Genomic DNA, 24,844 nt, shown 5'->3' on the forward strand with positions numbered 1-24,844 from the left:
GCTACCCGCGGGTAACCGGAAGGGTGGGCACAGCCGAGGGCCGTCGTTCCCGGCGGACATCGTGGTCTATCAGGAGGGCTCGGTCGGGTGTTCACTCGTGTCGCCATCGTCAACCGTGGTGAGGCCGCCATGCGGCTCATCCACGCCGTACGGGACATCGCCGCGGAGACCGGGACGCGGATCGAGACCGTCGCCCTGTACACCGACGTGGACCGCACCGCCACCTTCGTCCGCGAGGCCGACCTGTCCTACGACCTCGGTCCCGCGTCCGCGCGCCCGTACCTGGACCTGGAGGCGCTGGAGCGCGCGCTGGTGGAGACCGGGGCCGACGCCGCCTGGGTCGGCTGGGGATTCGTCGCCGAGGATCCCGCGTTCGCGGAGCTGTGCGAGCGGATCGGCGTCGCCTTCGTCGGGCCGAGCCCGGAGGCGATGCGCCGGCTCGGCGACAAGATCGGCGCGAAGCTGATCGCCGAGGAGGTCGGCGTGCCGGTCGCGCCGTGGAGCCGCGGCGCGGTCGAGACGCTGGAGGCCGCCCGGGCCGCGGCGGCCGAGATCGGCTACCCGCTCATGCTCAAGGCGACCGCGGGCGGCGGCGGACGCGGCATCCGCGTCATCACCAGCGAGGCCGAGCTGGACGACGCCTACGAGCGCACCAGCCAGGAGGCCGCGCGCGCGTTCGGCAGCGGCGTGGTGTTCCTGGAGCGCCTGGTCACCGGCGCCCGGCACGTCGAGGTCCAGGTCATCGCCGACGGCGAGAGCGCGTGGGCGCTCGGCGTGCGCGACTGCTCGGTGCAGCGCCGCAACCAGAAGATCATCGAGGAGTCGGCGTCGCCGGTGCTGCCCCCCGCGCGGGCCGCCGAGCTCAAGGCGTCCGCCGAGCGGCTGGCGGTCGCGGTCGGCTACCGCGGCGCCGCCACCGTGGAGTTCCTCTACCACCCGGGCGACGACCTGCTGGCGTTCCTGGAGGTCAACACCCGGCTCCAGGTCGAGCACCCGATCACCGAGTCCACCACCGGGTTCGACCTGGTCCGGGCGCAGCTGCACGTGGCGTCCGGCGGACGGCTGGAGGGCGCGCCGCCGGCCGAGCGCGGGCACGCCATCGAGGCCCGGCTGAACGCCGAGGACCCCGACCGCGACTTCGCCCCGTCCCCGGGCCGCATCGCCCGGCTGGACCTGCCCGCGGGCCCCGGCGTCCGGGTGGACACCGGGGTCAGCGAGGGCGACACCATCCCCGCCGACTTCGACTCGATGATCGCCAAGATCATCGCCTACGGCCGCGACCGCGGCGAGGCGCTCGGCCGGCTGCGCCGCGCGATGGCCGAGACCACCGTGATCATCGAGGGCGGCGCCACCAACAAGAGCTTCGTGCTCGACCTGCTCGACCGGCCCGAGGTGATCGACGGCAGCGCCGACACCGGCTGGATCGACCGCGTCCGCGCCGAGGGCGGGCTCGTCTCGCACCGGCACTCGGCCGTCGCGCTCGCCGCCGCCGCCATCGAGGCCTACGAGGCGGAGGAGGCCGCCGGGCGGGGGCAGCTGCTGTCGACGGCGTCGGGCGGCCGCCCGCAGGTCCGGCACGAGAGCGGCCGGCCGCTGGACCTCAAGCTGCGCGGCGCCGGCTACCGGGTGCGCGTCGCGCGGGTCGGCGCGCAGCGCTTCCGCGCGGCCATCGAGGCGGGCGACGGCGAGGTCCGCACCGCCGTCGTCGAGCTGGACCGCTTCGACCGGCACACCGGCCAGATCGTGGTCAACGGCGCCCGGTACCGCCTGGTCACCGGCACGCACGGGCCCGTCCACCTGGTCGAGGTGGACGGCGTCACGCACCGGGTCAGCCGCGACGAGGGCGGCGTCGTCCGCTCGCCCGCGCCCGCGCTGGTCGTCGCGACGCCGCTGGAGGTCGGCGGCGAGGTCGAGGCGGGCGCGCCGGTGCTGGTGCTGGAGAGCATGAAGATGGAGACGGTGCTGCGCGCGCCGTTCAAGGCGCGGCTGAAGGAGTGCCTCGTCTCCGTGGGCGGCCAGGTGGAGACGGGCGCGCCGCTGCTGCGGCTGGAGCCGCTCGCCGACGCCGCCGAGGCCGAGGAGGCCGCCACCGGCACTGTCGAGCTGGACCTGCCCGCCGAGCCCCGGGAGGTCCCGGCGGCGGAGCGTGCCGCCCGCGCCCTGGAGGACCTGCGCTGCCGGCTGCTCGGCTTCGACGCCGACCCGCACGACGAGCGGCGGGCGCTGGACGACTACCTCGCCGCGCGCCGGGCCGCCGCCGCGGACGGCCACCGTCCGCTGGCCGCGGAGCTGGCGCTGGTCGAGGTGTTCGCCGACCTCGCCGAGCTGAGCCGCGACGGCGCCGACGGTGCGCACGGCGACGGGCACGTGCACAGCGCCCGCGAGTACTTCCACACCTACCTGCAGAGCCTGGACGTGGAGCGGGCCGGGCTGCCGGAGTCGTTCCAGGCCAGGCTCGCCAAGGCGCTCGGGCACTACGGCGTCACCGACCTGGACCGCACGCCCGAGCTCGAGGCCGCGGTGTTCCGGATCTTCCTCGCCCAGCAGCGCGCGTCCGCCGACGCAGCGGTCGTGCTGGCGCTGCTGCGCTCGTGGCTGCAGGAGCCGCCGCCGCAGGAGGCGCTGCGCGAGCCCGTCGGTCTCGCGCTGGAGCGGCTGGTCGCCGCGGCGCAGGTCCGCTTCCCGGTCGTCTACGACCTCGCGTGCGGCGTGGTGTTCGCCTGGTTCGCCCAGCCGCTGCTGCGCCGCAACCGCGCCCGCGTCTACGCCCGCGTCCGCCGGCACCTGCGCCACCTGGACGCGAACCCCGGTGCCCCGGACCGCGCCGAGCGCATCGCCGAGATGGTGCGCAGCACCGAGCCGCTGGTGCGGCTGCTCGGGCAGCGGCTCGTCCGCCGCGGCCAGGGCGACCAGGACAACTCGGTCATGCTGGAGGTGCTGACCCGGCGGTACTACGGCAACAAGGGCCTCACCGGCGTCCGCACCGTGACGACCGGGACCCCCGGCGAGGGCGCGGGCTGCCGGTTCGTGGTCGCCGAGCGCGCCGGGTCGTCGCTGGTGTCGGCCGCGGTCCGCTTCGAGTCGCTCGGCGGCGCCCTGGAGGGGCTGGCGGAGCTGGCGGCCGGCGAGGACGCCCTCGACGCCGACATCTACCTCGCCTGGGAGAACCAGCCCGAGGACTTCGACGCCATGGCGGCCGCGCTGCACGACGTCATCGCCGAACATCCGCTGCCGCGGCAGGTCCGCAGGCTCACCGCCACCGTCGCGGGCAGCGCCGGCGCGGTCATGCACCACCACTTCACCTTCCGCCCGTCCACCACGGGCATGGCGGAGGAGAGGCTGATCCGCGGCCTGCACCCCTACATCGCGCAGCGGATGCAGCTGGAGCGGCTCAGCAAGTTCGACCTCACCCGGCTGCGGTCGGCGGACGAGGAGGTCTACCTGTTCCAGTGCGTGGCGCGCGAGAACCCCGCCGACGAGCGCCTCGTCGCGTTCGCGCAGGTGCGGGACCTGACCGAGCTGCGCGACAACGACGGCAGGCTCGCCACGCTGCCGATGGCCGAGTACTCCATCGCCACCTGCGTCGACTCGATCCGCCGCGCGCAGTCGCGGCGGCCGTCCAAGAAGCGGTTCAACACCAACCGGATCGTGCTGTACGTCTGGCCGCCGATCGACCTCACCCGCGCGGAGCTGGAGACGATCGTCGGACGCGTGCTGCCGACGACCGCGGGCGCCGGGCTGGAGGAGATCCTGCTCATCGGGCGGCAGCGCGACCGGAGCACCGGCGAGCTGACCAAGATCGCCGTCCGGCTGTCCTTCGACGCGGCGGGCGGCGTCCGGCTGAGCGTCGGCGAGCCGTCGGACGAGCCGATCGAACCGGTCGACGGCTACCGGCAGAAGGTGCTGCGCGCGAGCGCCCGCAACACCGTCTACCCGTACGAGCTGACCGCGATGCTGGGCGACTTCGTCGAGCACGACCTCGATGACGACCACGCGCTGGTGCCGGTCGACCGGCCGAAGGGACGCAACACCGCGGCGATGGTCGCGGGCGTCGTCACGACGCCGACCGAGCGGCACCCGGAGGGCGTCACCCGCGTCGTGCTGCTCGGCGACCCGACGAAGGCGCTCGGCGCGCTGTCGGAGCCGGAGTGCCGCCGGGTGATCGCCGCGCTGGACCTCGCCGAGCGGATGCGGGTGCCGCTGGAGTGGTACGCGCTGTCCGCCGGCGCCCGGATCTCCATGGAGTCCGGCACGGAGAACATGGACTGGGTGGCCGCGGCGCTCAAGCGGATCGTCGAGTTCACCCAGGACGGCGGCGAGATCAACATCGTGGTCGCGGGCATCAACGTCGGCGCCCAGCCGTACTGGAACGCCGAGGCGACGATGCTGATGCACACCAAGGGCGTCCTCGTGATGACGCCGGACTCGGCGATGGTGCTGACCGGCAAGCAGGCGCTCGACTTCTCCGGCGGCGTGTCGGCCGAGGACAACTTCGGCATCGGCGGCTACGACCGGGTCATGGGCCCGAACGGGCAGGCGCAGTACTGGGCGCCGAACCTGACCGCCGCCCGCGACATCCTGATGGCGCATTACGACCACACCTACGTCGCGCCCGGCGAGCAGGCGCCGCGCCGCGCCGAAACGACCGACCCCGTCGACCGGGACGTCTCCGACTTCCCGCACGTCGTGGAGGGCAGCGACTTCGCCACCGTCGGGGAGATCTTCTCCGCCGCGGCCAACCCGGACCGCAAGAAGCCGTTCGACATCCGCACGGTGATGCGGGCGCTGTCCGACCAGGACCACCCGGTGCTGGAGCGCTGGGCGGGCATGGCCGACGCCGACACCGCGGTGGTGCAGGACGTCCACCTCGGCGGCATGCCGGTGTGCCTGCTCGGCATCGAGTCGCGGGCGGTGCCGCGGCGCGGCTTCCCGCCCACCGACGGCCCGGACTCCTACACCGCGGGCACGCTGTTCCCCCGGTCGTCGAAGAAGGCGGCGCGGGCGATCAACGCGGCCAGCGGCAACCGGCCGCTGGTGGTGCTGGCGAACCTGTCGGGCTTCGACGGCTCGCCGGAGTCGATGCGCAAGCTCCAGCTGGAGTACGGCGCGGAGATCGGCCGCGCGATCGTGAACTTCCGCGGCCCCATCGTGTTCTGCGTGATCTCGCGGTACCACGGCGGCGCGTTCGTGGTGTTCTCCAAGGCGCTGAACCCGAACATGACCGTGTTCGCGCTGGAGGGCTCGTTCGCCTCGGTGCTCGGCGGCGCCCCCGCCGCCGCGGCGGTGTTCTCCCGCGACGTCGACGCCCGCACCGCCGCCGACCCGCGGGTGCGCGACCTGGAGTCCCGCGTCGCGGCGGCGACCGGCGCGGTCCGCGCCACGCTGACCGCGGAGCTGGACGAGCTGCGCTCCTCGGTCCGCGCGGAGAAGCTCGGCGAGGTGGCCGCGGAGTTCGACCGGGTGCACGACATCCGGCGCGCCGTGCAGGTCGGTTCGGTCGACGCCGTCATCAGCGCGGCGGAGCTGCGCCCGCGGATCATCGAGGCCATCGGGGCCCGCCGGCCGTGAGCCCGGCCTCCCGTCGCGCGCGCCGGATGCATGTGCCCTGGTCAGCCGGGTACCAGCGGACTGTGCCGCCGGTCGGGCGGCGGCGCGCCGATGGGGGGAGCGGGAGATGAACGACGGATCCGGCAGGGCGGACGCCGAGACCGACGTCCGGCGGCGCGTCCAGCGCGTCGGCACCGGCGCGAGCGGTGACCGCGGGACGCTCGGGGCGGACGACGTCCCGGACGCCGGCGGCGCCGAGAGCGACGTCGAGCGGCGCGTCCGGCACATGGGCACGGGCGGCGACGACCACGTCGGACGCGTTCCGCCGGACGCGGGCCCCGGCACCGCGGACGCCCGGGCGGACGTCCGGCGGCGCGTCGGGCACGTCGGGACGGGCGCGAGCGGGCACGGCGGGGACCTCCTGGGGCACGCGGTGCCCGGCACCGACGGGGCCAGGAAGGACGTCGAGCGGCGCGTCCGCCACATGGGCACGGGCGCCAGCGACAGCCGCGGCGACGCGACGAGGAGCTAAGCCCGATCAGGGCGCGCGGGTAGGGCGTCCGCTCGCGCGCGGAAGGTGCGGCGGTAGGCGTCCGGAGGGACGCCGACCGAGCGGTTGAAGTGCCGGCGCAGCGTCGTGCCGGTGCCCATGCCCGCGCTGACCAGGATGTTCACGACGGATCGAAGCGGATCATGAGGCGGGAACCATGCAGAAGGTCGCGGTGTTCGGCGCGTACGGGCACACCGGGCGTTTCGTGGTGGACGAGCTGCGGGAGCGCGGGTTCGTCCCGGTGCCGTCCGGCCGTGACACCGGCAAGTTGAAGGCCCTTGCGGCCGAGCTGGACCTGGAGCCACGTCCGGCCTCCATCGACGACCCGGCCTCACTCGACCGGGCGCTCGCCGGCGCGGCGGCCGTGATCAACACCGCCGGGCCCTTCGCCGCGACGGCGGCGCCCGTCATCGAGGCGGCCCTGCGCGCCGGGATCCCGTACGTGGACGTGGCGGCGGAGATCGAGGCCAACGCCGACACGTTCGCGCATTTCGCGGACCGCGCCGGCGGATCGGTGATCGTCCCGGCCATGGCGTTCTTCGGGGGCTTCGGCGACCTGCTGGCCACCGCGGCCCTGGACGGCCGGACGGAGGCCGACGAGGTGCACGTCGCCTACGGGCTGAGCGGCTGGCACCCCACCCGCGGGACGCGCGCCGCCGGCGCGGTCTCCCGCGGCCGCCGGGACGGGCGCCGCGTTCGCTACACCGGCGGGCGCCTGGAGTACCGCGATGACGAGCCGCCGACCCTCGAATGGCCCTTCCCCGCCCCGCTGGGCCCCCGCGCCGTCATCGGGGAGTACGCCATGGCCGACGTCGTCACCGTCCCCAGCCACCTGTCCGTCCCCGAGGTCCGCACCTACATGACGGTCGAGGCGGCCAGGGACATGGCGAACCCGGACACCCCGCCCCCGGCCGCCGCCGACGAGCGCGGACGGTCCGAGCAGACCTTCATGGTCGACGTCCTCGTCCGCTCCGGCGGCACCGAGCGGCGCGCGGTGGCCAGGGGCCGCGACATCTACGCCGTGACCGCGCCGCTCGCCGTCGAGGCGGTCGACCGCATCCTCACCGGCCGCACCAGGACGACCGGCGTCGCCTCCGCCGGCGAACTCTTCGACGCCCCCGCCTTCCTCCAAGCCCTGACCCCCCACATCACCGTCGACCTTCCGTACGGGCTGCTCGGCGCGCACTGATCGGCGGGACGCCGTCCGGTCGTCCGGGCTCAGCGTGTCAGGTCGCGCTCCAGTGCGTCGGCGACCGTGCGCAACGTGCCGACCAGCGCGGGCAGCCGCTCCTTCTCGTACCGCGCGCTCGGCATCGACACCGACAGACCGGCCACGACCTCGCCGTCCGGTGCGTGGACGGGGACGCCGATAGCGACGGCGCCCCGCTCGGACCGTCCCTGGTTGACCACGAATCCGTTGGTCTGATGCCGCCTCATCCGCGCTCCAGCGCCGTCCCGCACCTGTGGAAGTGGGACCGGCCGGTCCGCCTCGCCGAGCAGGCGGGCCGGATCGTCCCGGTCGGCCGCGGCGGCGAGCGCCGCGCGATCGCGCTCGCCAACCCGGGGCTGGGCGCCGCCCGTTCGCCGCCCCGACGCTGTGGGCGGCGATCCAGTACCTCATGCCCGGCGAGGACGCGCCCGAGCACCGCCACACCCAGCACGCCTTCCGCTTCGTCGTCGAGGGCTCCGGGGTGTGGACGGTCGTCGGCGGCGACCCGGTGCCGATGAACCGGGGCGACTTCCTCCCGCAGGCCGGCTGGGTGCTCGGCGAGCACGTCGCCCGGCACCTCGCCGACGGCGGCTGGCCCGCCGTCCTCGCCGCCTACCAGGCCGTCCGGCCCGAGCACTGCCGCCGCGTCGTCACGACCTCGCGCGCCTGGGGCGAGCTGTGGCACCTCGACGGGCTCGCCCGGCGGCAGCGCAACGTCCTGCTGCGCGAGCGCGACACCTACGACTACGCGTTCGTGGACTGGCTCTACGGGCCGACCGCGCTGGACCCCGCCGACGAGCCCCCGATGTTCACGCCGATCCCTCTGTCGTCCGCGACCCCGGACACGCTCCCCTCCGCGGTCAGGCGGACGTGAGGGGGACGGGGAGCCGGTCGCGCAGCTCGTCGAGCGTGATGCCGAACGTCTCGCGCACCGCCGCCCCGTCCGGGCCCACGTCGATGACGGCGACGTCGGTGTAGACGCGGCTGACGCAGCCGACGCCGGTCAGCGGGTAGGTGCACTCGGGCACCAGCTTCGACCGGCCCTCCTTGTCGAACAGCGTCATCATCACGAAGACCTGCTTGGCGCCGATGGCCAGGTCCATCGCGCCGCCGACGGCGGGGATCGCGCCGGGCGCGCCGGTGCTCCAGTTGGCGAGGTCGCCGGTGGCCGACACCTGGAACGCGCCCAGCACGCACACGTCGAGATGGCCGCCGCGCATCATGGCGAAGGAGTCGGCGTGGTGGAAGTACGACGCTCCGGGAAGCTCGGTCACCGGGACCTTGCCGGCGTTGGTGAGATCCGGGTCGATCTCGTCGCCGGTCGCGGCGGGCCCCATGTTGAGCATGCCGTTCTCGGTGTGCAGCACGACGCCCGAGCCGTCCGGGAGGTGGTCGGCGACCTTGGTCGGACGGCCGATGCCGAGGTTGACGTAGGAGCCGGCCGGAATGTCGCGGGCGACGACCGCGGCGAGCTCGTCCGGGGTGAGGGACATGTCAGCGCGCTCCTTGGACGGTGTAGTGGCGTTCCTCGACCCGCACCACGCGGTCGACGAAGATGCCGGGCGTGACGACCGCCTCCGGGTCCAGGTCACCGGCGGGGACGACCCCGCCCACCTGCACGATCGTGGTGGTCGCGGCCGTGGCCATCACGGGACCGAAGTTGCGGGCGGTCTTGCGGTAGACGAGGTTGCCCATCGTGTCCGCGCGGTGCGCGCTGATCAGCGCCACGTCCCCCTTGATCGGGTACTCCAGCACGTGGACGCGGCAGTCGATCGTCCGGGTCTCCTTGCCCTCGGCCAGCGGCGTGCCGACGGCGGTCGGGCAGTAGAACGCGCCGATGCCCGCGCCGGCCGCGCGCATCCGCTCGGCGAGGTTGCCCTGCGGGACGACCTCCAGCTCGATCTTCCCGGCCCGGTAGAGCTCGTCGAAGACGTAGGAGTCGCTCTGCCGGGGGAACGAGCAGATCACCTTCCGGACGCGTCCGGCCTTGAGCAGCGCGGCCAGCCCGACGTCCCCGTTGCCGGCGTTGTTGGACACGATGGTGAGGTCCTTCGCGCCCTGCCGGATCAGCCCGTCGACGAGGTCGAACGGCATGCCCGCGAAGCCGAAGCCGCCGACCAGAACGGTGCTGCCGTCCTCGATGCCGCGGACGGCCTCGTCGACGCTCTCGAAGATCTCCGCGCGGCTCACGCTCCCGCCCCCTTGTTCGTCGGGCTCGTGTTCTCCAGGACGACCGCCAGGCCCTGCCCGACGCCGATGCAGATGGCGGCGACGCCCCAGCGCTCACCGCGCTCGCGCAGCACCTTGGCCAGCGTGCCGAGGACGCGGGCGCCGCTGGCACCGAGCGGGTGGCCGATCGCGATCGCGCCGCCCTTGGTGTTGACGATCTCCGGATCGACTCCCCAGGCGTCGACGCAGACCAGCGACTGGACGGCGAAGGCCTCGTTCAGCTCGACAGCGCCCACCTGGTCCCAGCCGATCCCGGCCCGTGCGAGGGCGCGGTTGGCCGCCTCGACCGGGGCGTAGCCGAAGTCCTGCGGGTCGAGCGCGAAGGCGCCCCGTCCGGCGATGCGCGCGATCGGCTCCAGACCGATCCGGTCGGCGGCCTCGGCGGAGCCGAGCAGCAGGGCGGACGCGCCGTCGCTCAGCGGCGAGGCGTTGCCCGCGGTGATGGTGCCGTCCGCGCGGAAGCTCGGCTTGAGCCCGGACAGCTTCTCCAGCGAGGTGTCGGCGCGGATGCCCTCGTCGCGCTTCAGCCCCTCGACCGGGACGACCAGGTCGTCGTAGAAGCCCTCGTCCCAGGCGGCGGCCGCGAGCCGGTGCGAGCGCAGGGCGAACGCGTCCTGCCGCTCCCGGCCGACGCCGTACCTCTCCTGGAGCAGCTCGTTGGCCTCGCCCAGGGAGACGGTCCACTCCTTGGGCATGCGCTTGTTCACCAGCCGCCAGCCGAGCGTGGTCGACACGGCGGTGAGGTCGCCGGCCGGGAAGCCCTTGGGCGGCTTCGGCAGCACCCACGGCGCCCGGGTCATCGACTCGACCCCGCCGGCCAGCACCACGCCGGCGTCGCCGGTCTCGATCGTCCGGGACCCGATCATCGCCGCGTCGAGGCTGGACCCGCACAGCCGGTTGACGGTCGTGCCGGGCACGCTCGTCGGCAGCCCGGCGAGCAGCGCGGCCATCCGGCCGACGTTGCGGTTCTCCTCGCCCGCGCCGTTCGCGTTGCCCCAGACGACCTCGCCGACCGCCGCGGGGTCCAGCCCGGGCGCCCGCTCCAGCAGCGCGGTGATCACGCCCGCCGCGAGGTCGTCGGGCCGGACGCCCGCCAGGGCGCCGTTGAACCGCCCGAACGGCGTCCGGACGGCCGAGTACAGGAAGGAGCTCATGCCCCGAGGCTAGGTGACCTCCCTTGATACAGTGAAGTATCAATATTCGCTCCGATTGATACGCGCTCCATATGGATCTACGTCAGCTGCGGTACTTCGTCGCCGTCGCCGAGGAACTCCACTTCGGCCGCGCCGCCGAGCGGCTCAGCATGGCCCAGCCGCCGCTGTCGCAGGCGATCCGCCGCCTGGAGGCCGACCTCGGCGTCGAACTGCTCCACCGCAGCACGCGCCGGGTCGACCTCACCGACGCGGGCCGCGGCTACCTCGCGCGCGCCCGGAAGATCCTCGACGAGGTGGACGAGGCGGCGCACGAGGCCCGCCGGATCGCGGCCGGCGCGGTCGGCCACCTCACGATCGGCTGCGTGGGCTCGGCGACCTACAGCCTGCTGCCCGCCCTCTCCCGGGGTCTGTCCCGCGAGCTGTCCGGTGTCGACTTCTCCTTCCGCGGCGAGATGCTGGTGCCCGATCAGGCCGCCGCGCTGCGCACCGGCGAGATCGACCTCGCGCTGCTGCGCCCCCCGATCGCCGACCTGTCCCTGACCGTCCTGCCGCTGCGCCGGGACCGGCTCGTCGTCGCCGTCCCCGCCGACCACCCCGTGGCCACCCTCCCGCGGGTGGGCATCACCGACATCGCGGACGCCGACCTCATCGTGCACTCCGCGGACCGCCGCTCGGTGATGTACGACGTCGTGCTCGGGCTCTTCCGCGACGCCGGCGTCGAACCCCGGATCCGGCACGAGGTCGGCGAGACCTCCACGCTGGTCACCCTCGTCGCGGGCGGGCTCGGCGTGGCCGTCGTCCCCGAACCCGTCACGGCCCTGGCCCTCGACGGCGTCGCCTTCCGCCCGCTGGTGCGCCCCGCCGCGGGCGTCGACCTCGCGATCGCCCACCGGACCGACCGCACGGAACCCCACCTCGTCCGCGCCGTCTCCGTCGTCCAGCGGATCGTGCACGGCGCGCCGGCTGTGGACGGTGGACGAAAGCCCTGGTGAAGCCGTTAATGGACCGGCCGGACGAGGGTATTGGGTGAGCATGGGGGACGCGGCAGGCGAAGAGACCGGGCTCGGGGCGGACGAGGTGGCCCGCCGGCTGGGCGTGGCGGCCTCCACCCTGCACGCCTGGGACCGCCGGCACGGCGTCGGCCCGACCGGCCGCGACCCCGCCGGGCAGCGCCGCTACACCTCCGCCGACCTCGCCCGGCTCGAGCGGATGCAGCGGCTGATCCTTGACGGGACGCCGCCCGCCGAGGCCGCGGGAGCCGCCCTGGACGCGCCGCCCGGCGAGCCCCCGGCGCCGCGCGGCCACGAGGCCGGAGCCGACGACATCCCCCTGGACGCCCCGGCCGCCGAGCGCGACCCCGAACGAGCCGCGCAGATCAACGGGCTGGCACGCGCGGCGATGGCGCTGGACGAGCTCGCGATGACCGAGGCGGTGCGCTCCGCCCTGCGGCAGGAGGGCGTCGCGGAGGCGTGGGACCAGGTGCTGGTGCCGGTGCTGGTCGGGATCGGACGCAAGCACGCGGCCACCGGCAAGTACGTGGAGGTGGAGCACCTGCTGTCGGCGGTGGTGTCGCGCTGCCTGGTCGCGGTGTCGCCGCCCGAGGCCGTGACCCCGGGCCGGCAGGGCCGCGGCCCCGTCCTGCTGGCGTGCGCCCCCGACGAGCAGCACAGCCTGCCGATCCTCGCGCTGTCCGCCGCGCTGGCGGAGTCCGGCGCCCCGAGGCTCATGCTGGGGGCGCGCGTCCCGGCCTCGGCCCTCGCCGCGGCGATCCGCCGGGCTGCGGCGCACACGGTCTTCGTCTGGTCGCAGACCACCGAAACCGGCGACCCGTCCTGGCTCGCCGACCTGCCCGCCCCGCGCCCTCCGCTGCGGGTGGTGGTCGGCGGCCCCGGCTGGGACCGCGAACGCCTCCCGCCCGAAACCTCCTTCGCCACGTCCATGTGCGAAGCACTCGCCACCCTGCAATCGGCCCAACACTGAACCGCTGGCGATCGGTCCGCCCGGGATCCTCCTGCCCCGGCGGAGTGGCCCTACTCGGGTGGGTTGGCCGCCTCGGTCAGGGCGGTCAGGACGGCGGCCACGGCAGGTGGGTCGGGTGGGTCGCCGTAGGTCGCGGCGTGGATCTGTCGGCGGAAGCCGGTGTCGGTGGCGTGGATGTCCTCGCGACGGTGGGCTTGCAGCGCATAGCCGGGCAGGGTGGTGACGCCCGCGCCGGCGGCGACGAGGGACTGCACGACGACCATGTCGTCGCTGTGCGAGCCGATGCGGGGGGTGAAGCCCTCGTGCCGGCACATCGCGTTCAGCTCGGCCTGGCACCGGCTGCAACCGCCGATCCAGGAGGAGAGGCGGTGGCTGGCGAGGCTGTCGTCTGGTTGCCGGCTGATGAGGTAGATGGCGTCATCGCCGATGTGGACGAGGCGGAATCCCTCGTCTTGGACCGGGCCGTCGGCGTGGCGGAAGACGAGCGCGACGTCGATTTCGCCGTGCCGCAGCATCTGCAGCGCTTCGACGGGGTGGCGGTCGAAGAGGCTCAGCTCGATTCCTGGGTACGCCTCGGTCAGTGAGGCGAGCGCCTTCGGCACGATCGTGCTCAGCGTGGAGGCGTTGGCGGCCAGGCGGACCCGGCCGGACTGCAGGCCGACCTGTGCCGCCAGCTCGTTGGTCGCCGCGTCGACGCGTCCGAGGATCTCGGCGGCGCGGTTGGCCAGTAGGTGGCCTTCGGGTGTCAGCCGGATCCCGCGGCCGATCCGCTGAACGAGTTTGGCGCTGGTGGCTGCCTCCAGGCGGGACAGGTGGTGACTCACCGAGGACTGGGAGTAGTGCAGGTGCTTCGCCGCTTCGGTCACCGAGCCGTGCCGGGCCACAGCGGACAGGACCTTCAGGTGGACCAGGTTGAGCATTGATCGAGAATATCGATGCGATTCCCGCAGAATTGCCATTAGACGTCATGTCTTGCCTGCTCCATCCTTGAGCGAGATCCAGCACGAGGAGGACGAAGCGATGACCACACGTTCGGGCAAGGTGACCTGTGATCTCTCGATTTCGGTCGACGGATACTCGGCCGGGCTCAACCAGACCCAGGAACGCCCGTTCGGCGACGACGGCGGCGACGGCTGGGGCTCCAAGCTCCACTCATGGATGGATGATCCGCAGGAGGCCCGGCTCCAGGCCGACTGGCTGGCCGAGTCCAAGGCGTTCATCATGGGCCGCAACATGTTCGGCCCGGTGCGCGGCGAGTGGGATCGGCTGTGGAAGGGCTGGTGGGGGGACAACCCGCCCTACCACGGCCCGGTCTTCGTGCTCACCCACTACCCGCGCGACCCGCAGCCGATGGAGGGCGGCACCACCTTCTACTTCGTCACCGACGGGATCAAGGCCGCGTTCGAACGGGCGCGCGAGGCGGCGGGGGACGGCAACATCTCCATCCACGGCGGTGCGACCACCATCAATCAGTACCTCGCCGCCGGCCTGATCGACGAGTTGCGGCTGCGCATCATGCCGATCACGCTCGGCGCCGGCACGCGGCTGTTCGACGGCGTTCGGTCGCTGAACCTCGAGCAGGTGGAGTCGCGAGCGCCAGGCCCGATCACGCACCTGACCTATCGCGTGCTGGCGTGACAAGGGAGATCACCATGAGACCCGATGGCGCCCTGCAGACCTTCATCGACGATGTGGAGTCCGTGGTCGCCGGCACCGATGACGAGCACGAGATCGTCAAGCGGGTCGCGGACCTGCTGTCCGCCCTCTTGGCGGGCGACTACCGGCTCCCACCCGAGGTCACACGGCCCTCGAACGATCACCACGTCAACTACCCGCTCTACATCGCTCCCGATCACGGCTGGTGCCTGGCCGCAGTCGTCTGGAACGTCGGTCAACGCACGCCCGTGCACGGACACCAGACGTGGGGCGTGGCCGGAATCTACTCGGGATCCGAACACGAGTTCCGCTACCACAAGCCCACGGCCGCCGATGCGGGCCGCCCTCTCAAGCCCGCCGGGGAGAACGTGTGGGAGCCCGGCCAGGTCACCGTCTGCTGCACGACCGACGACGACGTCCACGCCGTCGCGGCCGTCGGCGATGTGCCCACCGTCGGGATCCACGTCTATGGAGCCGACATCTGCGCCATCGAACGGCGCTCCTACGACCCGGCGACCGGAGCGGCCACCTGGTTCGTCTCCGACTGGGACGCCCCAGATCCCGGAGTTAATGGAGGTCCGGCTCGACGCCGTCTACGCCCTTGAACGGCTGGTCCAGGGGGCGGCCGGACATGCGGTGCCGGTCGATGAGTGGGGCTGGGCCGCGTGAACGACGACGGCCAGATCGGGGCCTGCCTGGAGTCGGCTGACGACACGGAGGCGAAATCCGAGCGGACACGAGGTCGTTCCGGGCGCGGATCTTAGCCTGTAAGCATACGTTTACCCTGGTCAGGGGTGGCGCGCCCGGCAGGATTCGAACCCGCGACCGTCGGTTTAGAAGACCGATGCTCTATCCAGCTGAGCTACGGGCGCTCGGCGGCCCGGCGGGACGCCGGGACACAGTGTAAGGCGGAGCGTCCTCCGGCTCCACATCCATAACGGTGCTACCAGGCGACGCGTCGGGCCGCGGCGGTGGGCGCGGGGTCATATCTTGTGGTGTTGTGGCGGTGGAGTACGACGAGGTGCCGCTCTCCGGCGGGGACGTGACGGAGGGCCTGGTGCGGGTGGGGGACACGGTGCGCAGGCCGCTTCGGGCGCACAGCGCGGCGGTGCACGGGTTGCTGCGGCATCTGGAGGAGGCCGGGTTCGACGGCGCGCCGCGCGTGCTCGGGGTGGACGAGCAGCGGCGGGAGGTCCTCAGCTGGGTGCCGGGGGACGTGCCGCACCGGCCGCTGCCGAGGTACGCGGTGTCGGAGGACGCGCTGAGGGGAGTCGGGGCGCTGCTGCGGCGGTACCACGACGCGGTGGTCTCGTACGGGGTGCCCGAGGGCGGCTGGGACCGGGAGGCGTCCAACCTGGACGGGCCTCCTGAGTTGATCGGGCACTGCGACGTGACGCCGGAGAACGTGGTGTTCCGGGACGGGGCGCCCGCGGCGCTGATCGACTTCGATCTGGCGCGGCCGACGACGCGGCTGTACGACGTGGTGACGGCGCTGCGGCACTGGGCGCCGATCGCCGATCCGGCCGACCGGGACGCGCTGCTCTACCAGGCGGACGTCGCGCGCAGGGTGCGGATCTTCTGCGACGCGTACGGGCTGGACCCGGACCGGCGGCGGGAGCTGCTGCCTGCGGCGCGGGTGCGGTTCGAGCGGTCGTACGAGGCGATGCGGGCGCGGGCGGCCCGCGGCGGCGGCTGGGCGCGCATCTGGCAGGGTGGGGCGGGCCCGCGGATCCGGCGGGCGCAGGACTGGTTGGAGCGTCACTGGGATGAGCTTGATGCGCGGCTCTGCTGAGGGGCTGGTTCTGGGGGTGGCGCTGGACGCGCTTCTCGGGGATCCGAGGAGGGGGCATCCCGTCGCGGGGTTCGGGAGGCTGGCGTCGAGGCTCGAACGGCTCGTCTACCGGGATTCGCGGGCGGCGGGCGTCCTTTATGCCGGGGTTCTCGTGGGCGGTGCCGTGGCTTCGGGCGTGATCCTGGAAAAGGTCGCGCGGGGGCCCTGGCGGGTCGCTCTCACCGCGGGAGTCACGTGGGCCGTTCTGGGCGGGACGTCTTTGGGACGCGAAGGGCTCGCCATGGAGCGGCTTTTGGAGGACGGGGATCTGGAGGGCGCGCGGGGAAGGCTTTCGCATTTGTGCGCGCGCGATCCCAAGGGTTTGGACGAGGCGGAACTGGCGCGGGCGACCGTCGAGTCGGTCGCGGAGAACACGTCCGATGCCGCGATCGCCCCGCTGGTGTGGGGAGCGATCGGTGGTGTTCCGGGATTGCTCGCTTACCGGGCGGTGAACACGCTCGATGCGATGGTCGGATACAGGAACGCGCGCTATGAGCGGTTCGGATGGGCCGCGGCCCGGCTCGACGACGCGGCGAACTGGGTGCCGGCGCGGCTGACCGGAATGCTCGTCGCGCTGTGCGCGGGACGGGACGCCTGGCGCGTTCTGCGACGTGACGGAGGCAATCACCCGAGCCCGAATGCCGGACGGTGCGAGGCCGCTTTCGCGGGCGCGCTGGGCGTCCGGCTCGGCGGGACGAATTCGTACGGAGGTTCGGTGGAGCGGCGGCCGGGAATGGGCGACGGACGGGCTCCGGAGGTCCGCGACATCGGGCGGGCGGTGCGGTTGTCGGCGGCGGTGACGTTCGCGGCGGCGGCGCTGGTGTGGGGTGCGCGGTGAGCGGTCTGCTGGTCGCGGGGACGACGTCCGACGCCGGAAAGAGCGTGGTGACCGCCGGACTGTGCCGGTGGCTGGCGCGGCGGGGCGTGAAGGTGGCGCCGTTCAAGGCGCAGAACATGTCGCTGAACTCGATGGTGACGGCGGACGGCGCCGAGATCGGGCGGGCGCAGTACATGCAGGCGCAGGCGGCCGGGGTGGAGCCGCGCGCGGTGATGAACCCGGTGCTGCTGAAGCCGGGCAGCGACCGGCGCAGCCAGGTCGTGGTGCTGGGGCGGCCGGTCGCCGAGGTGGACGCGCTCCAGTACGGCGACCACAAGGAATGGCTCCGCACCGTCGTGAAGGACAGCCTGGACGAACTCCGGAGCGAATACGACGTGGTGGTCTGCGAGGGCGCCGGAAGCCCGGCGGAGATCAACCTGCGGGCCGGGGACATCGTCAACATGGGGCTGGCGAGAATGGCGGACCTGCCCGTCATCGTGGTCGGCGACATCGACCGGGGCGGGGTGTTCGCCTCGCTGTTCGGGACGGTCGCCCTTCTGGAGCCGGCCGATCAGGCGCTCATCGCGGGATTCGTCATCAACAAGTTCCGCGGCGCCAAGGAACTGCTGGAGCCGGGCCTCGAACAGTTGAGGAAGCTGACCGGGCGTCCGGTGCTGGGTGTCCTGCCGTGGACGCTGGGGCTCTATCTGGATTCCGAGGACACGCTCGCGCTCGACGCGCCGCGTCCCGAGGCGAGAGGCCCGTACGGGAGGCAGACGCTGCGGGTGGTGGTCGTCCGTTTCCCGCGCATCTCGAATTTCACCGACCTGGACGCGCTGGCCTGCGAACCCGGCGTCGTGGTGCGCTATGCCGCGAGCGCCGGAGACCTGGCGGAGGCCGATCTGGTCGTGCTGCCGGGGACGCGGGCGACGGTCAGCGATCTGGCGTGGCTGCGCGAGCGCGGAATGGCCGACGAGATCGTGCGGCGGGCCCGGGAAGGGCTTCCGGTGCTCGGCATCTGCGGCGGCCACCAGATGCTGGCCCGCGAGATCGTGGACGACGTCGAATCGAAGACCGGACGCGTCGAAGGGCTCGGACTGCTGCCCGCGCGGGCCGTCTTCGAGGGTGACAAGACGCTCGGACGGCCGCGCGGCAGCGCCTATGGCGAGGACGTCGAGGCCTACGAGATCCACCACGGAATCGTGACCGTCGAGAGCGGCGAGCCATTCCTGGACGGCTGCCGCGTCGGCGCCGTCTGGGGCACGACCTGGCACGGCGCCATGGAGAGCGACGGATTCAGGCGGGCCTTCCTGAAGGACATCGCGCAAACGGCCGGACGGGATTTCACCCCCGCCCCCGACGTGGAGTTCGCCGCGCTGCGGGAGGCGACGATGGACGCGCTCGGCGACCTCGTCGAAGAGCATCTCGACACCGACGCCGTGTGGCGGCTCATCGAGAAGGGCGCGCCGAAGGACCTGCCGGTCGTGCCGCCGGGCGGTGCCCCGGCTATTTGATGAGCCCCTGCTCGCGCATCCAGTCGCGGGCCACGAAGACGGGGTCGTCGCCGTTCACGTCGACCTTGCTGTTGAGGCCCCGCATGACGTTCGTCGTGAGCTTCGGGCTTATCTTCGCGAAGAGGGCCGTGAGTTCGGGATGCGCGCGCAGTACCGATTCGCGGACGGTGATGGCCGGGTTGTAGTTCGGGAAGAAGTGCTTGCTGTCGCTGAGCACGTGCAGGTGCAGTGCCTCGATGCGGCCGTCGGTCGTGAACACCTCGCCGAAGGTGCACTTCCCGCCGGAGGTGGCGTTGTAGACGACGCCGGACGACATCTGCCGGACGTTCGTGGCGGCGACGCTCGACCCGTAGGAGAGCCCGTACGTCTTGAGCATTCCGCGCAGCCCGTCATTGCGGGTGAAGAATTCGGGGTCGACGCAGAACGTCCGCTGCCCCGCCGGGACCTTCCTCATGTCGGAGAGGTCCGACAGCCCGTACTTCTTCTGGGTCGCGGTCGTCACGGCCATCGCGTAGGTGTTGTTGAGCGGCGCCGGAGGCGCGAGCCACGCGATGCGGTTGCGTTTCAGGTCCAGGTCGCGGACGGCCTCGAACTGCTTCTGCGGGTCCGCGATCGGGTTCTCCTCACCGAGGTAGGTGATCCAGCCGGTGCCGGTGTACTCCCAGGCGAGGTCGTTGTCGCCGCTGGTGATGGACTTGCGGGCGGTGACGCTGCCCTGGACGTTGGTGTGGTCCTCGGCGTTCGCGCCGGCGGCGGTGAGCGCCAGCACCGCGATCTTGCCGAGGATGATCTGCTCGGTGAACTCCTTGGAGGTCACCCGGATCGTCGCGTCCTTGAGGCCCGGAATGGGACGGATGCCGGCGGGCTCGATGTGCGGGATGAACGCCGACGCCGGCTTCAGCCCGCACCCGGCGAGCGCGAGGACCGGCACCAGCGCCGCCGCGAGGAACCTCCGCCGCATCACAGCCCCTTCGGCACCAGCAGCCGGGTCGCCATCCCGCCGAGCCAGTCGACCAGCAGGGCGAGCAGCGCGATGAGGACGCAGCCGGTCAGCAGCACAGGGGTGCGCTGGGTGCTGACGCCGCTGGTGATGAGGTCGCCGAGCCCGCCGCCGCTGATGAACGCGGCGATGCTGGCCGTCCCGACCATCAGCACGAGCGTGGTGCGGATGCCGGCCAGGATGACCGGCGCGGCCAGCGGCAGCTCGACGCGGCGCAGCACCGTCGCCGGCGGCATGCCGATGCCCCGGCCGGCGTCGGTGAGGGTCGGGTCGACCTGCTGGAGCCCGACCATGGTGTTGCGGAGCGCGGGCAGCACGCCGTAGGCGACGAGCGCGACGACGGCCGTCCAGAAGCCGATGCCCCAGATGACGGCGAGCAGCACGACCACGCCGATCGCGGGCGCGGACTGCCCGATGTTGGCGATCGCCAGCACGACCGGCGTCGCGGGACGCGCCCAGGCGCGGCTGAGCAGCACGCCGAGCGGGATCGCGATGACCAGGACGGCGAGCGTCGACACGACGGTCAGCTCGATGTGCTCCCATGTCTTCTGCGTGACGTAGTGCGGCGCGAGGCTGCGGCGGGCGATGCTGTCGAGGTCGGAGTTCTCCACGTACAGCATCCACGCGGCGCCGACCGCGATGATGACGACCGGTTCGAGCACGGACCGCCAGGACCGCCCGGTCGGGGTGTGCAGCGACTCGCGGGGCTCGGCGGCGGCGTTCGGGTTCTCCGCCGGGGCCTTCCCGGACGGCGCCGGGGTGGCGGGCGGCGCGCTCACGACGGCCGCCGCGGCCTGCGCGCGCGGTCCTTCATGTCCCGGATCGCGTTCTGCAGGGTGCCGAGGGTGACGGTGCCGCGGTAGACGCCGCGCGGCCCGACGACCGGCACCCACTCGTGCTCGATCTGGATCAGCGACTCCAGCGCCTGCTGCAGGGTGTCGCGGGCCCGGATCGGCGGCGCGACGTCCATGCCGCGCTCGCCGACCGGCCCGCTGACGCCGTCGAGGTCCTCGGGATGGGCCCAGCGGACGGGCCGGTCCCGCTCGTCCAGCACGATCGCGAAGCCGATCTCGCTCCCCTCGATCCGGCGCCGGACGTCGGCCGCGTCGTCGCCGGTGCGGGCCTCCGGCACGTGCTGCAGCGGGACGTCGGCGACCCGGCTGAACTGCAGCAGCCGCATCGCCTGCCCGCCGCCGAGGAACTGCTCGACGTACTCGTCGGCGGGGTTCAGCAGGATCTCCTGCGGGGCGGCGAACTGCGCGACGCGCGAGCCCTTGTCGAGGATGGCGATGCGGTCGCCGAGCTTGAGCGCCTCGTCGATGTCGTGGGTGACGAACACGATGGTCTTGCCGAGCTCCTCCTGCAGCCGCAGCAGCGAGTCCTGGAGGTTGCCGCGGGTGATCGGGTCGAGGGCGCCGAACGGCTCGTCCATCAGCATGGCGGGCGGGTCGGCGCCGAGCGCGCGGGCGACCCCGACCCGCTGCTGCTGCCCGCCGGACAGCTCCCGCGGATACCGGTCGCGGTACTGCGCGGGATCGAGGTCGACCAGCTCCAGCAGCTCGTCCACCCGCTCCGCGATGCGCTTCCTGTCCCACTTCAGCATCTGCGGGACGAGCCCGACGTTCGTCGCGACCGTCATGTGCGGGAACAGCCCGGCGTTCTGGATGACGTAGCCGATGTGCCGGCGCAGCTCCGTCGGGTCGAGGCCCATCGCGTCCCGCCCGGCCACGATGATCTTTCCGGAGGTCGGCTCGATCAGCCGGTTGATCAGCCGCATCATCGTGGTCTTGCCGCTGCCGGACGGGCCGAGCAGCACGACGATCTCGCCGCCGCGGATCGTCATCGTGACGTCGTCGACCGCGGCCGCGGCCTGCCCCGGATACCGCTTGGTGACGTTGATCAGCCGGATCCCGCCGCGCCCGGCGCCGTCCGCCTCCCCGCCCGCGGCCCGCACCTCGTCAGACACGGACGCCCCGCGGGGTGGTCAGCCGCCCGACCAGCACGAAGCAGCCGTCGAACAGCAGCGCCAGGATGATGATCAGCACCGTCCCGGCGAGCGTCATGTTGATCGCGTTCGCGCCGCCGAGCCGGGCCAGCCCGGAGAAGATCTGCTCGCCGAGCCCCGGCCCCGACACGTACGCGGCGATCGCGCCGATCCCCATCGCGAGCTGGGTGCTCACCCGCACGCCGGTGAGGATCACCGGCCAGGCGAGCGGCAGCTCGATCCGCAGCAGGATCGCGGTGCGGGTCATCCCGATGCCGCGCGCCGCGTCCACCAGCGTGCGGTCGACGCCGGCCAGCCCGACGATGGTGTTGCGCACGATCGGCAGCAGCGAGTACAGGGTCAGCGCGACGACGCTCGGCGCGACGCCGAGCCCCAGCGGCGTGATCAGCAGGCCGAGCAGCGCCAGCGACGGCACCGTGAAGACGACCCCGGCGGTGCTGGTGGCCAGCGCGGACAGCCGCCCGCTGCGGTAGACGGCCAGCCCGATCACCAGCCCGATCACCAGCGCCGCCAGCACGCACTGGAAGACCATGCTGGCGTGCTGCCAGGTCTCGAACTCCAGCCGCTCGCGCCGGCTGCCCAGGTACTCCCAGAAGTCCACGTTCCCCCCGCAACGATCACTACCCACCGCAGTCGATCGATCACACATCACCGCCACGGGCCAGTTCGACACCGGCCGCACCCGTACTAAGCTCGACCCCCAACAACCTCAAGCGTTGCGATCGCGAGCGAAGCCGGATTCGAGCGAAGCGAGAATCCGATCGCGCAGCGAGGCCCCCAGGGCCGAGTCGGAGCGATGCAGCGATCGCCGCGTTGTCCGTTGAAGGAAGGGCGCTCCAGCGCCCGCCCGCCAAGGGCAATGCAATGAACACGGAGGACGTCGGGTGACCGAGGAGCGGTCCAGTCTCATCGTCCCGCTGATGAAGGCGCGGGTTCCGGCGGAGGTCCAGCTGGAGTTCCCGCTGCCGCCGGACGAGGAGCCGGTCCGCGACGCGTTCGTCGGCGACCTGTACGTCACCTACGCGCTGGAGATCGCCGACGAGTCGGCGGTGGCGGGCCGCCGCTACGAGCACGTCGCGGGCCGGCACTGCGCGGAGCTGGGCGTCGCGGCCGGGGATCTGCGCCGGCAGGCGGTGATCAACCTGCGGAACCGCCGGCCGGACCTCGGCCTCAGCTGGTATCCGGACGTGCGGGCGGTCACGGTGACGCTCGGCGAGCCGGGCCCGGCGGGGGCGCCGTCCAAGCGGGGCGGGCTGGAGGCGGCCCTGCTGCTGGACGAGGGGTTCCTGGACAAGCTCGCGCAGGACGTGGAGGGCGATCTCGTCGTCGCGGCGCCGGCGCGGGACGTGTTCGTGGCGTCCGGGACCGGGCATCCGGACGGCGTCGACAAGCTGCGCTGGGCGGTCGGCCAGGTATGGGCGGAGGACCGGGGCGACGGCGTCTCGGACCCGGCGTGGGACGTGCCCGCCGGGAGCCTGCTGACCCACGACCTGCTGGTCCGCCGCGGCACGTCCTGGGAGATCCTGACCTCCTGACCTCCTGATCCGGCCGCGCCCTCACACCTTGAGGTTCGCCAGCCCTTCCAGCGCCTCGACCAGCGGGGTGAGCTCCGGCAGCCGGGACGCCTCGGCCAGCGCGTCGTCGAGCGCGGCGTTGTGCGTCGGGGCGGCTTCGTCGTGCACCCTGCGGCCCTCGGGGGTGGCCTCGGCGTAGATGCCGCGCCGGTCCTCCTCCGACAGGACGCGGGTGAGCAGGCCGCGCTTCTCGAGCCGGGCGACCAGGCGGGTCGTCGCGCTCTGGCTGAGGACGAGCTTGTCGGCGAGCTGCTGCATCCGGATGTGCCGGCCGTCGGGCCCGGCGAGGTGGTGCAGCACGCAGAACTCGTTGACGCTCAGGCCGTGCCGCCGCTGGAGGGCGCGCTCGATCCCGTCCTCGATGCGCGCGTGCAGGGCGGCGAGCGTCCGCCAGCCCTGGGCGCGGTCGCCCGTGCCGGAGGGCGTGCCGGACGGCTGGGCGGGTGACATGGCTCACGCCTCCTCGTGTTGCGCGCCGGATACGTGCGTGGTGATATAGCAGGCGTCTGCAAATACATGCTTCTGCAATAAATGCTCGCGCTCCCTATTGCAGGCGCCGCCTACTCTACCCGAGGAGACCGCTCATGCCCCTCGCGCTGCTGGCCCTCGCGCTGGGCGCCTTCGGCATCGGCACGACGGAGTTCGTCATCGCCGGGCTGCTGCCCGACCTCGCCGCCGACTTCCACACCTCGATCCCCGCCGCCGGGCTGCTGGTGTCCGGCTACGCGTTCGGCGTGGTCGTGGGCGCGCCGGTGATGACCGCGCTCGGCGCGCGGCTGCCCCGCAAGACGATGCTCGTCGGCCTGATGGCGCTGTTCGTCGCCGCGCACCTGCTGTCCGCGCTCGCGCCGGGCTTCGGCGTCCTGCTGGCGGCGCGGATCATCGCCTCGTTCGCGCACGGCGCCTACATGGGCGTCGGCGCGGTCGTCGCCGCCGAGCTGGTCGCGCCGGAGCGGCGGGCGCGGGCCGTCGCGCTGATGTTCACCGGGATCAGCCTGGCGAACGTGCTCGGCGTCCCGCTCGGCACGTTCCTCGGCCAGCAGCTCGGCTGGCGCGCGACCTTCTGGACGGTCGCCGGCATCGGCGTCGTGGCGCTCGCCGGGATCGCGGCGCTCGTCCCGTCCGGACCGCGCCCGCGCAGCGGGCTCCGGCACGAGATGGCGGTGTTCCGCAGCGGCCGGATGTGGCTGGCGCTCGCCACGACCGCGCTCGGCTGGGCGCCGGTGCTGGCCGTCGTCACCTACGTGGCGCCGCTGCTCACCGACGTCACCGGGTTCGGCAGGGGCGCGGTCCCGGTCGTGATGACGCTGCTCGGCGCGGGGATGCTGGTCGGCGGCCCGCTCGGCGGCCGCTACTCCGACCGGGCGCTGCTGCCCACGATCCTCGCCGTGCTCGCCGGGCTGACCGCGCTGTCGGCACTGCTGCTGGTGACCTCGCACGACCGGATCGCGGCGGTGGTGACGCTGACCGTCTTCGGGGTCGTCGCCTCGGCCACGATCCCGCCGCTGCAGGTGTGGGTGGTGGCGAAGGCCGCGGCCGCGCCGACCATGGCGTCCGCCGCGAACGTCTCGGCGTTCAACCTCGGCAACGCGGTCGGCCCCGCGCTCGCCGGGCTGACGATCGGGGCCGGGCTCGGGTACACCTCCACGCTCTGGGTCGCCGCCCTTCTCGGCGCCGCCGGGTTCGCGTCCGCGCTGGTGGGCGGTGCCCTGGACCGCCGCGACCGGACGGCGCCTGCGGCCGTCCCCGCCGAGCCGAGCCGCGTACCGTGCTGACG

22 protein-coding genes, 1 tRNA gene and 1 pseudogene are annotated in these 24,844 nt (G+C 73.1%); 13 read left to right on the top strand and 11 right to left on the bottom strand.

Annotated elements, in window-relative coordinates; genetic code table 11:
* Nucleotides 1-87: 87 nt before the first annotated feature.
* The 3 genes from QP089_RS26555 (at nucleotide 88) to QP089_RS26565 (ending at nucleotide 7,286) form a co-directional block, all read left to right on the top strand.
* Complete coding sequence (locus QP089_RS26555) at nucleotides 88-5,568, top strand: ATP-binding protein (protein ID WP_285914893.1); 5,481 nt, start codon at nucleotides 88-90, stop codon at nucleotides 5,566-5,568.
* Between the two features lie 106 nt (nucleotides 5,569-5,674).
* Complete coding sequence (locus tag QP089_RS26560; RefSeq protein ID WP_285914895.1) at nucleotides 5,675-6,079, top strand: hypothetical protein; 405 nt, start codon at nucleotides 5,675-5,677, stop codon at nucleotides 6,077-6,079.
* Between the two features lie 175 nt (nucleotides 6,080-6,254).
* On the top strand, nucleotides 6,255-7,286 hold the full coding sequence (locus tag QP089_RS26565; protein WP_285914896.1) for a saccharopine dehydrogenase family protein: 1,032 nt from the start codon (nucleotides 6,255-6,257) through the stop codon (nucleotides 7,284-7,286).
* Between the two features lie 29 nt (nucleotides 7,287-7,315).
* Here QP089_RS26565 and QP089_RS26570 read toward each other — a convergent pair whose 3' ends face one another.
* Entirely contained in the window at nucleotides 7,316-7,534 is a 219-nt protein-coding gene (locus QP089_RS26570) for an IclR family transcriptional regulator domain-containing protein (protein WP_285914897.1), read from the bottom strand.
* Between QP089_RS26570 and QP089_RS26575 the strand changes: the two are divergent.
* Nucleotides 7,520-8,181 (top strand): annotated as a pseudogene (locus tag QP089_RS26575) (cupin domain-containing protein); the annotation flags it as partial. The gene QP089_RS26570 and the pseudogene QP089_RS26575 overlap by 15 nt on opposite strands.
* On the opposite strand, the gene QP089_RS26580 reads toward QP089_RS26575, so the two are convergent.
* The 3 genes from QP089_RS26580 to QP089_RS26590 are packed head-to-tail and all read right to left on the bottom strand — an operon-like array spanning nucleotide 8,168 to nucleotide 10,690.
* Complete coding sequence (locus tag QP089_RS26580) at nucleotides 8,168-8,800, bottom strand: 3-oxoacid CoA-transferase subunit B (protein WP_285914901.1); 633 nt, start codon at nucleotides 8,798-8,800, stop codon at nucleotides 8,168-8,170. The pseudogene QP089_RS26575 and the gene QP089_RS26580 overlap by 14 nt on opposite strands.
* A gap of 1 nt (nucleotide 8,801) precedes the next feature.
* The gene (locus QP089_RS26585; RefSeq protein ID WP_285914903.1) at nucleotides 8,802-9,497 is read right to left on the bottom strand and encodes a 3-oxoacid CoA-transferase subunit A; all 696 of its coding nucleotides are present in this window, start codon (nucleotides 9,495-9,497) and stop codon (nucleotides 8,802-8,804) included.
* Nucleotides 9,494-10,690 carry a thiolase family protein gene (locus QP089_RS26590; RefSeq protein WP_285914905.1) on the bottom strand — a complete coding sequence of 399 codons (1,197 nt, stop codon included), beginning with the start codon at nucleotides 10,688-10,690 and terminating at the stop codon, nucleotides 9,494-9,496. Before QP089_RS26590 ends, QP089_RS26585 begins: the two co-directional genes overlap by 4 nt.
* A gap of 71 nt (nucleotides 10,691-10,761) precedes the next feature.
* Here QP089_RS26590 and QP089_RS26595 point away from each other — a divergent pair, with 71 nt between their 5' ends.
* Both QP089_RS26595 and QP089_RS26600 read left to right on the top strand, forming a co-directional pair.
* A complete protein-coding gene (locus QP089_RS26595; protein WP_285914907.1) occupies nucleotides 10,762-11,682 on the top strand; it encodes a LysR family transcriptional regulator in 921 nt (306 codons plus the stop codon).
* A gap of 40 nt (nucleotides 11,683-11,722) precedes the next feature.
* Nucleotides 11,723-12,670: a MerR family transcriptional regulator gene (locus QP089_RS26600; RefSeq protein WP_285914909.1), complete on the top strand. Its 948-nt coding sequence runs from the start codon at nucleotides 11,723-11,725 to the stop codon at nucleotides 12,668-12,670.
* A gap of 50 nt (nucleotides 12,671-12,720) precedes the next feature.
* Here the strand turns inward: QP089_RS26600 and QP089_RS26605 are convergent, their stop codons facing one another.
* A complete protein-coding gene (locus QP089_RS26605; RefSeq protein WP_285914911.1) occupies nucleotides 12,721-13,590 on the bottom strand; it encodes a LysR family transcriptional regulator in 870 nt (289 codons plus the stop codon).
* Between the two features lie 67 nt (nucleotides 13,591-13,657).
* Here QP089_RS26605 and QP089_RS26610 point away from each other — a divergent pair, with 67 nt between their 5' ends.
* Both QP089_RS26610 and QP089_RS26615 read left to right on the top strand, forming a co-directional pair.
* A complete protein-coding gene (locus QP089_RS26610; protein ID WP_285914913.1) occupies nucleotides 13,658-14,308 on the top strand; it encodes a dihydrofolate reductase family protein in 651 nt (216 codons plus the stop codon).
* Between the two features lie 14 nt (nucleotides 14,309-14,322).
* Nucleotides 14,323-14,931, top strand: coding sequence for a cysteine dioxygenase family protein (locus tag QP089_RS26615; RefSeq protein WP_285914915.1), 609 nt, complete (start codon nucleotides 14,323-14,325; stop codon nucleotides 14,929-14,931).
* Between the two features lie 190 nt (nucleotides 14,932-15,121).
* Here the strand turns inward: QP089_RS26615 and QP089_RS26620 are convergent.
* Nucleotides 15,122-15,198: transfer RNA gene (locus QP089_RS26620), tRNA-Arg, on the bottom strand.
* A 128-nt stretch (nucleotides 15,199-15,326) separates the two neighbouring features.
* Here QP089_RS26620 and QP089_RS26625 point away from each other — a divergent pair.
* From QP089_RS26625 to QP089_RS26635, 3 genes are read left to right on the top strand one after another with little or no spacing between them, the layout of a single operon-like run.
* Entirely contained in the window at nucleotides 15,327-16,118 is a 792-nt protein-coding gene (locus tag QP089_RS26625; RefSeq protein WP_285914917.1) for a phosphotransferase, read from the top strand.
* Nucleotides 16,093-16,995, top strand: a complete 903-nt coding sequence (locus tag QP089_RS26630) for a cobalamin biosynthesis protein (RefSeq protein WP_446474086.1) — start codon at nucleotides 16,093-16,095, stop codon at nucleotides 16,993-16,995. The genes QP089_RS26625 and QP089_RS26630 overlap by 26 nt, the downstream gene beginning before the upstream one ends.
* Nucleotides 16,992-18,488 (top strand): cobyric acid synthase, encoded by a 1,497-nt coding sequence (locus QP089_RS26635; RefSeq protein ID WP_285914918.1) that lies wholly within the window; start codon nucleotides 16,992-16,994, stop codon nucleotides 18,486-18,488. Before QP089_RS26630 ends, QP089_RS26635 begins: the two co-directional genes overlap by 4 nt.
* Here the strand turns inward: QP089_RS26635 and QP089_RS26640 are convergent.
* From QP089_RS26640 to QP089_RS26655, 4 genes are read right to left on the bottom strand one after another with little or no spacing between them, the layout of a single operon-like run.
* Nucleotides 18,481-19,449 (bottom strand): glycine betaine ABC transporter substrate-binding protein, encoded by a 969-nt coding sequence (locus QP089_RS26640; RefSeq protein WP_285914919.1) that lies wholly within the window; start codon nucleotides 19,447-19,449, stop codon nucleotides 18,481-18,483. The two genes, QP089_RS26635 and QP089_RS26640, sit on opposite strands and share 8 nt — an antisense overlap.
* The gene (locus tag QP089_RS26645) at nucleotides 19,449-20,267 is read right to left on the bottom strand and encodes an ABC transporter permease (RefSeq protein WP_285914920.1); all 819 of its coding nucleotides are present in this window, start codon (nucleotides 20,265-20,267) and stop codon (nucleotides 19,449-19,451) included. The genes QP089_RS26640 and QP089_RS26645 overlap by 1 nt, the downstream gene beginning before the upstream one ends.
* Entirely contained in the window at nucleotides 20,264-21,454 is a 1,191-nt protein-coding gene (locus QP089_RS26650; protein WP_285914921.1) for an ABC transporter ATP-binding protein, read from the bottom strand. Before QP089_RS26650 ends, QP089_RS26645 begins: the two co-directional genes overlap by 4 nt.
* Nucleotides 21,447-22,094 carry an ABC transporter permease gene (locus QP089_RS26655; RefSeq protein ID WP_285914923.1) on the bottom strand — a complete coding sequence of 216 codons (648 nt, stop codon included), beginning with the start codon at nucleotides 22,092-22,094 and terminating at the stop codon, nucleotides 21,447-21,449. Before QP089_RS26655 ends, QP089_RS26650 begins: the two co-directional genes overlap by 8 nt.
* 283 nt (nucleotides 22,095-22,377) lie before the next feature.
* Between QP089_RS26655 and QP089_RS26660 the strand changes: the two genes are divergently transcribed.
* Nucleotides 22,378-23,028, top strand: coding sequence for a DUF1444 domain-containing protein (locus tag QP089_RS26660; RefSeq protein ID WP_285914941.1), 651 nt, complete (start codon nucleotides 22,378-22,380; stop codon nucleotides 23,026-23,028).
* Nucleotides 23,029-23,049: 21 nt separating this feature from the next.
* Here the strand turns inward: QP089_RS26660 and QP089_RS26665 are convergent, their stop codons facing one another.
* Complete coding sequence (locus QP089_RS26665) at nucleotides 23,050-23,517, bottom strand: MarR family winged helix-turn-helix transcriptional regulator (protein ID WP_285914943.1); 468 nt, start codon at nucleotides 23,515-23,517, stop codon at nucleotides 23,050-23,052.
* Between the two features lie 134 nt (nucleotides 23,518-23,651).
* On the opposite strand from QP089_RS26665, the gene QP089_RS26670 reads away from it, so the two are divergent.
* On the top strand, nucleotides 23,652-24,842 hold the full coding sequence (locus QP089_RS26670; RefSeq protein ID WP_285914945.1) for an MFS transporter: 1,191 nt from the start codon (nucleotides 23,652-23,654) through the stop codon (nucleotides 24,840-24,842).
* Nucleotides 24,843-24,844: the final 2 nt, after the last annotated feature.

The sequence above is a fragment of the Actinomadura opuntiae genome (genome assembly GCF_030283205.1).
GTDB lineage: Bacteria > Actinomycetota > Actinomycetes > Streptosporangiales > Streptosporangiaceae > Spirillospora.

Excerpts from the sequence above, each read along its gene's own strand:
- QP089_RS26560 (WP_285914895.1), top strand. The coding sequence starts at position 5,675 with ATGAACGACGGATCCGGCAGGGCGGACGCCGAGACCGACGTCCGGCGG.
- QP089_RS26565 (WP_285914896.1), top strand. The coding sequence starts at position 6,255 with ATGCAGAAGGTCGCGGTGTTCGGCGCGTACGGGCACACCGGGCGTTTC.
- QP089_RS26570 (WP_285914897.1), bottom strand. The coding sequence starts at position 7,534 with ATGAGGCGGCATCAGACCAACGGATTCGTGGTCAACCAGGGACGGTCC.
- QP089_RS26580 (WP_285914901.1), bottom strand. The coding sequence starts at position 8,800 with ATGTCCCTCACCCCGGACGAGCTCGCCGCGGTCGTCGCCCGCGACATT.
- QP089_RS26590 (WP_285914905.1), bottom strand. The coding sequence starts at position 10,690 with ATGAGCTCCTTCCTGTACTCGGCCGTCCGGACGCCGTTCGGGCGGTTC.
- QP089_RS26595 (WP_285914907.1), top strand. The coding sequence starts at position 10,762 with ATGGATCTACGTCAGCTGCGGTACTTCGTCGCCGTCGCCGAGGAACTC.
- QP089_RS26600 (WP_285914909.1), top strand. The coding sequence starts at position 11,723 with ATGGGGGACGCGGCAGGCGAAGAGACCGGGCTCGGGGCGGACGAGGTG.
- QP089_RS26605 (WP_285914911.1), bottom strand. The coding sequence starts at position 13,590 with ATGCTCAACCTGGTCCACCTGAAGGTCCTGTCCGCTGTGGCCCGGCAC.
- QP089_RS26615 (WP_285914915.1), top strand. The coding sequence starts at position 14,323 with ATGAGACCCGATGGCGCCCTGCAGACCTTCATCGACGATGTGGAGTCC.
- QP089_RS26630 (WP_446474086.1), top strand. The coding sequence starts at position 16,093 with ATGAGCTTGATGCGCGGCTCTGCTGAGGGGCTGGTTCTGGGGGTGGCG.
- QP089_RS26640 (WP_285914919.1), bottom strand. The coding sequence starts at position 19,449 with ATGCGGCGGAGGTTCCTCGCGGCGGCGCTGGTGCCGGTCCTCGCGCTC.
- QP089_RS26665 (WP_285914943.1), bottom strand. The coding sequence starts at position 23,517 with ATGTCACCCGCCCAGCCGTCCGGCACGCCCTCCGGCACGGGCGACCGC.
- QP089_RS26670 (WP_285914945.1), top strand. The coding sequence starts at position 23,652 with ATGCCCCTCGCGCTGCTGGCCCTCGCGCTGGGCGCCTTCGGCATCGGC.